Origin of the sequence: Pantoea sp. Pa-EAmG (assembly GCF_030024295.1) — a bacterium.
GTDB classification, from domain to species: domain Bacteria; phylum Pseudomonadota; class Gammaproteobacteria; order Enterobacterales; family Enterobacteriaceae; genus Pantoea; species Pantoea dispersa.
On record NZ_JASEWO010000161.1, the window covers coordinates 1 to 9,959 of the forward strand.

10 protein-coding genes are annotated in these 9,959 nt (G+C 57.5%); 6 read left to right on the forward strand and 4 right to left on the reverse strand.

Going from position 1 to position 9,959, the window contains the following annotated elements; all coding sequences use genetic code 11:
* The coding region (gene groL, locus QMM04_RS17780; protein WP_282996661.1) for a chaperonin GroEL at positions 1-1,562 on the forward strand (1,562 nt) is incomplete at its 5' end.
* Positions 1,563-1,757: 195 nt separating this feature from the next.
* On the forward strand, positions 1,758-2,105 hold the full coding sequence (locus QMM04_RS17785; protein WP_021507764.1) for a DUF4156 domain-containing protein: 348 nt from the start codon (positions 1,758-1,760) through the stop codon (positions 2,103-2,105).
* A 155-nt stretch (positions 2,106-2,260) separates the two neighbouring features.
* Here QMM04_RS17785 and epmB read toward each other — a convergent pair whose 3' ends face one another.
* A complete protein-coding gene (gene epmB / locus QMM04_RS17790; RefSeq protein ID WP_058759602.1) occupies positions 2,261-3,289 on the reverse strand; it encodes an EF-P beta-lysylation protein EpmB in 1,029 nt (342 codons plus the stop codon).
* Positions 3,290-3,329: 40 nt separating this feature from the next.
* Between epmB and efp the strand changes: the two genes are divergently transcribed.
* From efp to epmA, 3 genes are all read left to right on the forward strand, one after another.
* Positions 3,330-3,896 (forward strand): elongation factor P, encoded by a 567-nt coding sequence (efp, locus tag QMM04_RS17795; protein ID WP_021507762.1) that lies wholly within the window; start codon positions 3,330-3,332, stop codon positions 3,894-3,896.
* 151 nt (positions 3,897-4,047) lie between these two features.
* The gene (locus QMM04_RS17800) at positions 4,048-4,182 is read left to right on the forward strand and encodes an entericidin A/B family lipoprotein (protein ID WP_031279745.1); all 135 of its coding nucleotides are present in this window, start codon (positions 4,048-4,050) and stop codon (positions 4,180-4,182) included.
* A gap of 164 nt (positions 4,183-4,346) precedes the next feature.
* Entirely contained in the window at positions 4,347-5,324 is a 978-nt protein-coding gene (epmA, locus tag QMM04_RS17805) for an elongation factor P--(R)-beta-lysine ligase (RefSeq protein WP_021507760.1), read from the forward strand.
* Between the two features lie 64 nt (positions 5,325-5,388).
* Here the strand turns inward: epmA and degS are convergent, their stop codons facing one another.
* From degS to zapG, 3 genes are all read right to left on the reverse strand, one after another.
* Positions 5,389-6,462 carry an outer membrane-stress sensor serine endopeptidase DegS gene (degS, locus tag QMM04_RS17810; RefSeq protein WP_021507759.1) on the reverse strand — a complete coding sequence of 358 codons (1,074 nt, stop codon included), beginning with the start codon at positions 6,460-6,462 and terminating at the stop codon, positions 5,389-5,391.
* An 86-nt stretch (positions 6,463-6,548) separates the two neighbouring features.
* Positions 6,549-7,919 (reverse strand): serine endoprotease DegQ, encoded by a 1,371-nt coding sequence (degQ, locus tag QMM04_RS17815; protein WP_031279744.1) that lies wholly within the window; start codon positions 7,917-7,919, stop codon positions 6,549-6,551.
* A gap of 108 nt (positions 7,920-8,027) precedes the next feature.
* A complete protein-coding gene (gene zapG, locus QMM04_RS17820; protein WP_021507757.1) occupies positions 8,028-8,432 on the reverse strand; it encodes a Z-ring associated protein ZapG in 405 nt (134 codons plus the stop codon).
* A 184-nt stretch (positions 8,433-8,616) separates the two neighbouring features.
* On the opposite strand from zapG, the gene zapE reads away from it, so the two are divergent.
* Positions 8,617-9,744 carry a cell division protein ZapE gene (gene zapE / locus QMM04_RS17825; RefSeq protein ID WP_058759600.1) on the forward strand — a complete coding sequence of 376 codons (1,128 nt, stop codon included), beginning with the start codon at positions 8,617-8,619 and terminating at the stop codon, positions 9,742-9,744.
* The last annotated feature ends 215 nt before the right edge of the window (positions 9,745-9,959 follow it).

Genomic DNA, 9,959 nt, shown 5'->3' on the forward strand with positions numbered 1-9,959 from the left:
GCCCGAAAGGCCGTAACGTGGTTCTGGATAAATCTTTTGGTGCACCGACCATCACTAAAGATGGTGTTTCTGTGGCACGTGAAATCGAGCTGGAAGACAAGTTCGAGAACATGGGTGCGCAGATGGTGAAAGAAGTCGCTTCTAAAGCTAACGACGCAGCAGGCGACGGCACCACCACCGCTACCGTTCTGGCACAGGCTATCGTCAACGAAGGCCTGAAAGCCGTCGCGGCGGGCATGAACCCAATGGATCTGAAGCGCGGTATCGATAAAGCCGTTGCAGCAGCCGTTGAAGAGCTGAAAACCCTGTCTGTACCATGCCAGGATTCCCGCGCTATCGCGCAGGTAGGTACCATTTCTGCCAACTCCGATGAAAGCGTCGGTACCCTGATCGCTCAGGCGATGGACAAAGTGGGTAAAGAAGGCGTGATCACCGTTGAAGAAGGTACCGGCCTGCAGGACGAGCTGGACGTGGTTGAAGGTATGCAGTTCGACCGTGGCTACCTGTCTCCGTACTTCATCAACAAGCCAGAAACCGGTGCAGTGGAGCTGGAAAGCCCATTCATCCTGCTGGCTGACAAGAAAATCTCTAACATCCGCGAAATGCTGCCAGTGCTGGAAGCTGTGGCGAAAGCCGGCAAACCACTGCTGATCATCGCAGAAGACGTGGAAGGCGAAGCGCTGGCTACGCTGGTGGTCAACACCATGCGCGGTATCGTGAAAGTGGCTGCGGTGAAAGCACCGGGCTTCGGCGACCGTCGTAAAGCGATGCTGCAGGATATTGCTATCCTGACCGGCGGTACCGTGATCTCTGAAGAGATCGGTATGGAGCTGGAAAAAGCGACGCTGGAAGACCTGGGTCAGGCAAAACGCGTGGTGATCAACAAAGACACCACCACCATCATCGATGGTGTGGGCGATCAGGGCGCAATCTCTGGCCGCGTGACGCAGATCCGTCAGCAGATCGAAGAAGCGACGTCTGACTACGACAAAGAGAAACTGCAGGAGCGCGTTGCAAAACTGGCAGGCGGTGTAGCCGTACTGAAAGTAGGCGCAGCGACTGAAGTTGAGATGAAAGAGAAGAAAGCACGCGTTGAAGATGCCCTGCACGCTACCCGTGCTGCGGTTGAAGAAGGCGTGGTTGCCGGTGGTGGTGTCGCGCTGGTGCGTGTTGCGGCGAAAATCGCAGCATCTGGCCTGAAAGGTCAGAACGAAGATCAGAACGTGGGTATCAAAGTTGCGCTGCGCGCAATGGAAGCTCCACTGCGTCAGATCGTTTCTAACGCCGGTGAAGAGCCATCTGTGGTTGCTAACAACGTGAAAGCGGGCGACGGTAACTACGGTTACAACGCGCAGACCGAAGAGTACGGCAACATGATCGACTTCGGTATCCTGGATCCAACCAAAGTGACCCGTTCTGCGCTGCAGTACGCGTCTTCTGTGGCCGGTCTGATGATCACCACCGAAGCGATGGTCACCGACCTGCCGAAAGGCGACGCACCTGACTTAGGTGCTGGCGCTGGCGGCATGGGTGGTATGGGCGGCATGGGCGGCATGATGTAATTGCCCTGAACGTCTGAGCTGTTGAGAAACCCCCGATCGGAAACGGTCGGGGGTTTTTCTTTTGCCGGCGAACAAGGTATAAGTAAGGGCGCAATACTTCGGCTTTGCGGGTTTAGGGCAATGAATGTTCAGAAAAAATGTGCGCTTTTCTGCTACGCTGCCGCCCGACACTGATGATAATAAATGGGGATTATAATGCGGATTAACCTCTCGCTCGGACTGGCAGTCGGTACCTTACTGCTGGCGGGCTGTAGCACCTCCAACCAACTGAGTGCCGCCGGCGAACGTGTCACCTTTGTTGATCAACAGCCAGGCAGCCAATGTCAGCTGCTGGGCAATGTTACCGGCTCGCAGAGCAACTGGTTGACCGGTTCAGGCGGTGAAGGCAGTTCACTGCGCGGTGCGGCCAACGACCTGCGTAACCGCGCAGCGGAGATGGGCGGCAACGTAATTTATGGTGCCACCAGCCCGACGCAGAACCTGCTGTCTGCCTTTGCCCCGCTCGACAGCAAAATGTCGGGTCAGGTGTATAAGTGCCCGTAATGGCAGAGCAGCAATAAAAAAGCCGCGAGAGCGGCTTTTTTGTTTTTGAGTTCAGTCCCTGCGCGGTCGCCATCAATGGCTCCTGCGGTGATGGTGCCGCCACAGGAATACTGTAGGGTGCGCATTCATGCGCACCGGGCAGCTGGCAGGGAACGTCACTCCTGACGCAGCTGCAGATCCAGCGGCGTTTTGCTCGGCTCACCACCAATTTCCCGCGCCAGCTTCGGCACCATATAGCCCGACACCATGGTCAGCAGCTGCCGCACCAGCGCGCGCGCCTGCTCATCCGGCACAAAGAAGTGCGCCGCCCCCTGCACCTTATCCAGCACATGTAAATAGTAGGGCAGGATGCCGGCATCAAACAGCGCATTGCTGAGCTGTGCCAGGGTCTGCGCATCGTCATTAACGCCGCGCAGCAGCACGCTCTGGTTCAGCAGGGTGACGCCGGCGCGCTTCAGCCTCTGCATGCGTTCGCGCAGCGCCTCGTCAATCTCCTGCGCGTGGTTGATGTGGCTGACCAGCAGCACCTGCAGACGCGTATCCGCCAGCAGCTGGCATAGCCCTTCGGTAATGCGCGCCGGGATCACTACCGGCAGCCGGCTGTGAATGCGCAGGCGTTTCAGGTGCGGAATGTTTTCCAGCGCGCCAATCAGCCACGCCAGCTCCTGATCTTTCGCCATCAGCGGATCGCCGCCGGAGAAGATGATCTCGTCGAGCTCGGGATGGGCGGCAATGTAATCAATCGCCGCCTGCCAGTTGCGCTTGTTGCCCTGATTATCCTGATAGGGGAAATGCCGGCGGAAGCAGTAGCGGCAGTTCACCGCGCAGCCGCCCTTGACCAGCAGCAGCGCGCGGTTTCTATACTTATGCAGTAAGCCCGGCACCACGCTGCTCTGCTCATCGAGCGGATCGGTGCTGTAGCCCGGCGCATCGGTAAACTCCTGACGGCTGGTCAGCACCTGCAGCAGCAGCGGGTCCTGCGCATTGCCGCGCTGCATGCGCTGAATAAAGGCGCGCGGTACGCGCAGGGCGAACAGACGGCGTGCCTCGCTCCCGGCTGCCAGATCCGCGTGGTTTTCGAGGGCTAAAAGTTGCAGTAATTCAGCAGGATCGGTGACAACATCAGCAAGTTGCTGCAACCAATCTTCTCTGACGGGGGGATTTAGGGTTACAATGTGTGCCATTTTTTTGGCTATTACCAGTTAATATCTACAGAGGGCCTTTATGGCGACTTATCTTAGCAACGATTTTCGTGCCGGTCTTAAAATCATGTTCGAAGGCGAACCGTATGCCATCGAATCCAGTGAATTCGTTAAGCCGGGTAAAGGCCAGGCGTTTGCACGTGTTAAAATGCGTCGTCTGCTGACCGGTTCACGCGTTGAGAAAACCTTCAAGTCTACCGACTCCGCCGAAGGCGCAGACGTGCGTGACATGACGCTGCAGTACTCCTACAACGACGGTGACTTCTTCTACTTCATGCACCCTGAAACCTTCGAACAGTATCAGGTTGAAGCCAAGGTGCTGGACGACGTGACCAAATGGCTGCAGGACAACGCCGAGTGTATCGTAACCCTGTGGAACGATAAACCGATCGCCGTTCAGCCACCGAACTTCATCGAAGCTGAAATCACCGAAACTGACCCAGGTCTGAAAGGTGATACTGCCGGTACCGGCGGCAAGCCAGCGACGCTGTCTACCGGCGCTGTGATCAAAGTGCCACTGTTCGTACAGATTGGCGAAGTGGTAAAAGTGGACACCCGCTCTGGCGAATACGTTTCCCGCGTAAAATAATCGTCAAATCAGGCGCATCATCGATGCGCCTTTTTTATTTCCGCGCTCTTCCCCGCACCGCGTCTTTTTTCAGCAGCTTAACCGCCATCATGGCGTATCCGGTCTATGCTTTAAAAGCTGTACTTTTACTGCAACCAACAAGGATATGGCTATGTTAAAGAAAAGTATTGTCGCGATTTTCTCGGTACTGGTGCTTTCCTCGCTGCTTTCTGCCTGTAACACCACGCGTGGCGTAGGCGAAGATGTTGAAGCGGGCGGTCAGGCAATTCAGCGCAGCGCGCAGTAACTAAAACCGGTGCGAAACCTGCTTTCGTACCGGCTTTCTCTTCCTCCTGTTGTCCTGCCTGCACCTGTGATTTCTGAAACTGCCTGCCGCGACGGCGGTGCCGTTGTTTGCCGTCAGCAATACGGGTAGACTTCCTCCCCTTGTCTGTATAAGGAGTCATCACCATGAGCGAAACGGCAAGCTGGCAGCCGAGCGCACCCATTGCCAATTTGTTGAAACGCGCCGCCATCCTGGCGGAAATCCGGCGTTTCTTTGCCGATCGCGGCGTACTGGAAGTGGATACGCCTGCCATGAGCCAGGCGACGATCACCGACATCCACCTGGTGCCATTCCAGACGCGCTTCGTCGGACCTGGCGCGGCAGACGGGCGCGATCTGTGGCTGATGACCAGTCCGGAATATCACATGAAGCGCCTGCTGGCGGCGGGCAGCGGCCCGATTTATCAGATGGGGCGCTGCTTCCGTAATGAAGAGGCCGGGCGCCACCATAATCCGGAATTCACCATGCTGGAGTGGTATCGGCCGCACTACGACATGTATCGGCTGATGAACGAAGTCGACGACCTGCTGCAGCAGGTGCTGGAGTGCGACAGCGCCGAATCGCTATCGTATCAGCAGGCGTTTATCCGTCATCTGGAGATCGATCCGCTGTCGGCGGACAAGGCGCAGCTGCGCGAAGCGGCGGAAAAGCTGGGTGAGGGCGAGCTGGCGAATCGCGAAGACGATCGCGACACGCTACTGCAGCTGCTGTTTATGCTGGGCGTGGAACCGAAAATTGGTCTTGATAAGCCGTGCTTCGTCTATCACTTCCCGGCCAGTCAGGCGGCGCTGGCGGAGATCAGTACCGAAGATCACCGCGTGGCAGAGCGTTTTGAGGTCTATTACAAAGGCGTGGAGCTGGCCAACGGTTTCCGCGAACTGACCGACAGTCGTGAACAGCGTCAGCGTTTTGAGCAGGATAATCGCCGTCGCGCTGCGCGCGGTTTGCCGCAGCATCCGATTGATACTTACCTGCTGGATGCGCTGGCGCACGGCATGCCGGCCTGTTCCGGCGTGGCGCTGGGCGTGGATCGCCTGATTATGCTGGCGCTGAAGGCCGATGCGCTCAGTGAGGTGATCGCTTTCCCGGTCGATCGCAGCTAGTTACGCCGCGGTTCTGCACACCCGGCCGCGGCTCATCGATGGCGCTGTCCGCGGCCGGGTGCGTTTACGGCGAGGTATTATTGGCCGCTTCCGGAAACTCCTGGATGGTAACCGGCAGCGTCATCTTCTGCTCATTGCGCAGCACCTGCACATCAATCACCGATCCAGGGCGGATTTCCGCCACCTGGTCCATGGTCTCCTGCGCGGACAGCGCCGGCTTACCGTTTACCTGCAGCAGGACATCATTGGCCTGAATGCCGGCGCGATCCGCCGGACCGCCCGGCGTCACTTCACTAACAATAATGCCCTGCACCCGATCGAGGTTGCTGCCCTGACCGTGCAGCGGCGGCAGCTCGCGCCCGGTAATACCGATATAACCGCGGATCACCCGGCCATCACGAATCAGCTTATCCATAATTTTGGTCGCCAGCGCGGTCGGAATGGCAAAACCAATGCCTTCCGGAGTTTCGCCGTCGTTGCTTTTGTCGAAGGTCAGCGTGTTGATGCCCATCAGCTCGCCCAGCGAGTTAATCAGCGCGCCGCCGGAGTTCCCCTGGTTGATCGAGGCATCGGTTTGCAGGAAGTTCTGCCGACCGGAGGAGCTCAGACCGATGCGGCCGGTGGCGCTGATGATGCCCTGGGTGACCGTCTGGCCGAGGTTGTACGGGTTGCCAATCGCCATCACCACATCACCAATATGCGCGACACGTTTGGCGTTAATCGGGATTACCGGCAGATTAGAGGCGCTGATTTTTAACACCGCCAGATCGGTCATGGCGTCGGAGCCCACCAGCGTCGCTTCAAAAAAGCGTCCGTCCTGCAGCGCGACGATAATCTGGTCAGCGTTATTGATGACATGTTTGTTGGTGAGGATGTAGCCTTTCGCGTTCATGATGACGCCGGAACCGAGCGTGGTAATGCCGCGATTATTGTTACCGTGCGCGCTGCGGTTATAGACGTTGACCACCGCCGGCACAGCACGGCGCACGCCCTGATTGAAACTGAAGGGCGCTTCATCGGCGCTGCTGTCGTGATCAAAGGTGACGTTGCTGCCCATTCGCAGCGCCGGGATCGCGACAAGCAGTAAACCCGCCACGATCAGGCCCATCACCACAGAACGTAAAAGTTTAAGAAACATGGTGTTATTTCAGGCAAGAGTTGATCGCAGGGCAGAATAGCACGAGAAGGGCGGACAAACACCTGCTTGTCCGCCCGTTGCGAGGATTATCGCAGAAGCAGGTAAATACTCTCGTCGCCGCGCACCACGTTCAGCGCCAGTACCGGCGGTTTGCCCTCCAGCACTTTGCGCATCTCGGCGAGGCTCTGCACCCGCGTACGGTTGACGCCGACAATCACATCGTCTTTCTGCAGGCCAACCTGTTCTGCCGGCGTGCCTTTTTCGATGGTATCGACTTTGACCCCTTTATCGCCGGCTTTGGTATTGCCGTCACTGAGCGTGGCGCCCTGCAGCGCTGGCGACATCAGCTGGGCGCTGGCGGTACTCTGCGCGCTCTGTTCCAGCGTTACGGTCACCGTCAGCGGTTTGCCATCGCGCAGCAGACCGATTTTCACCTGCTGGCCTGGCGGCGTGGTGCCGACTTTCACCCGCAGTTCGGCAAAGCTGGTGATTGGCTTATCGTTAATGGCGGTAATGATGTCGCCCGCTTTGATGCCCGCCTGTTCCGCCGCCGACTTCGGCAGCACTTCAGAGACAAATGCCCCGCGCTGCGCATCGACGTTAAACGCTTTCGCGATATCGGCGGTCATTTCTGTCCCTTTGATCCCGAGCTGTCCGCGCTTCACTTCGCCGAACTGAATCAGCTGCTGCGCCAGGTTCATCGCCATGTTGCTGGGGATGGCAAAGCCAATACCAATGTTGCCGCCGCTCGACGCCAGAATGGCGGTGTTAATGCCGATCAGCTCGCCGTTGAGGTTCACCAGCGCGCCGCCAGAGTTACCACGGTTGATGGCGGCATCGGTCTGAATAAAGTTCTCCAGCCCTTCCAGATTCAGCCCGCTGCGGCCCAGCGCCGAGATAATGCCGGACGTCGCCGTCTGACCGAGGCCGAACGGGTTGCCGATAGCCACGGCAAAATCACCCACTTTCAGCGCGTCAGAATCAGCAATTTTCACCTGCGTGAGGTTTTTTGCGCCTTCTACCTGAATCAGCGCGATGTCGGTTTGCTCGTCATGACCAATCAGCTTTGCGTCATATTCGTTGCCATCACTCAGCTGCACGCTGATTTTATCCGCACCGTTTACCACGTGATTGTTGGTCAGAATGTAGCCTTTAGCTGCGTCGATGATGACGCCGGAACCCAGCCCTTCAAACGGCTGTGGCTGAGACTGCCCGGGCGCCTGGCCAAAGAAGCGCTTCAGCGGCTCGGGAATATCCTGGCCCTGCTGACCGCTGTCGGTGCCCTCGACATGCACGCTGACCACCGCCGGCAGCACTTTTTCCAGCATCGGTGCCAGGCTTGGCAGTGCTTGTCCCTGAATCTGTGCCGGCAACGTGGCCATGGCACCCGGCGTCGCCGCCAGACTCATCCCAATGCTCAAGGCTAATGCGCTTAACAGTCGTGCTGGTTTTTTCATTGCTATGACGCTCTCGCTGCGAAAAGGGGGATAAAAGAAGTGTGACAGTTATTGGTAATAAGCGTTCGGAAAACAAAAAGGGCACAGCCATGCTGTGCCCCAAAAGGATTAACTGCGGGTGGTGCGTTCGCCGCTGCGCAGCAGGCCCGATGCGCCTTCAGAGTAGTCGCGCGGGATCTGCACCGGCGCCTGGTCGTTATCGGCCTCGGCTTCCGTCAGCTGGTAAGCAAACGGGTTTTTCTCGCCCGGCAGATTTGGCAGCAGGTCATTCGACCCTTTCGCCATGTGCTGATACAGCTGGCGATAGTCGCGCGCCATGTTGTCCAGCAACTCTGCGCTGCGCGCAAAGTGGTTGGTGAGCTCTTCGCGGTAATCCGCCAGCTCCGCTTTGGATTTTTCCAGTTCGTACTGCATGCTGCGCTGCTCACGCAGCTTTTTGTTGCCAAAACGCATCGCTACCGCGCCGACAATAATGCCAATCACTAAACCAATCAGCCCGTATTCCCAGGTCATAATGACTCCCGTGTAATTTCCGTTGCTTCGTAGGGCATTGCTTCTGTTTCAACTTCAATAGTAGCCACTATACCCGTTAATCCATCGGAAGTGGAATCCTCGGGCTGTATCGCTTAGTGTAGAGCGGCCTAATTTTCGACAACCGACACGTGATTCGGACTTTTTCAGGGATTCTGAGAGAACCATGCAAACCTCATCTCCGCTTGCGCGCTATGAGCAGGCGCTGTCGCAGGGCGAGTTTCGTCCGGACGATGTACAACGTGACGCCATCACCCGTTTAGATCGCATTCAGCAAGGCCTGATTGCCCGCCAGCAGCAGCCGCAGCCGGCAGCTAAAGGGCTGTTTGGCCGCTTATCAAAGCTGATGAATAAAGCGCCGGAGAGCCATGAAGCGCCGGTGCGTGGCCTGTATATGTGGGGCGGCGTCGGACGCGGTAAAACCTGGGTAATGGATCTGTTTTTTCAGTCTATTCCTGGCGATCGCAAACTGCGTCTGCATTTCCATCGCTTCATGCTGCGCGTGCACGAAGAGTTAACGCAGCTGCAGGGCCACAGCGACCCGCTGCTGATTGTCGCTGACCGTTTCAAAGCGGAAACCGATATTCTCTGTTTCGACGAGTTTTTTGTCTCCGACATTACCGACGCAATGCTGCTTGGTACCCTGATGGAAGCGCTGTTTGCCCGCGGCATTACGCTGGTGGCGACCTCCAACATTCCGCCGGATGAGCTGTACCGCAACGGCCTGCAGCGGGCGCGTTTTCTGCCGGCTATCGAGCAGATCAAGCGCCACTGCGATGTGATGAATGTCGATGCCGGCATTGATTATCGCCTGCGCACCCTGACATCGGCCCATCTGTGGAATTTCCCGCTTAACGACGCAACGCACGCGGAGATGGAGCGCATGTTCAGCGCGCTGTCCGGTAAACCGCGCGGCGACGCGCCGGTGCTGGAGATTAACCATCGCCAGCTGCCGACGCTCGGCGTTCACGAAGGCGTACTGGCCATCAACTTCCTCGCGTTATGCGGTGAGGGGCGCAGCCAGCACGATTACATTGAGCTGTCGCGCCGCTTCCACAGCGTGCTGCTGTACGATGTGCCGGTGATGATTTACAAAACGGAAGACCAGGCGCGGCGGTTCCTCGCGCTGGTGGATGAGTTCTACGAGCGCCACGTCAAGCTGGTGGTGGCGGCAGAAACCTCGCTGTTTGAAATCTATCAGGGCACGCGGCTGAAATTCGAATATCAGCGCTGTCTGTCGCGCCTGCAGGAGATGCAGAGCGAGGAGTATCTTCGCCTGCCGCACCTGCCCTGAGGGGCAAACAGAAATCACCGCTTCGGGCGCAAAAAGAGTCGATCTTTAGATTCGACTTCTCTATAATCTTGCGACCCCACGTTACAGCACAGGCTTTCTTTTCCCGGAAAACTGTGTGATCCGGTAACTCTACCTGAGGGGGTGGGCTTGCTGGGCGAATTGGTCGTGTGAGCCTCAATCGTTTACTTAGCGTTTGGGATTTCACCAACGTGTAA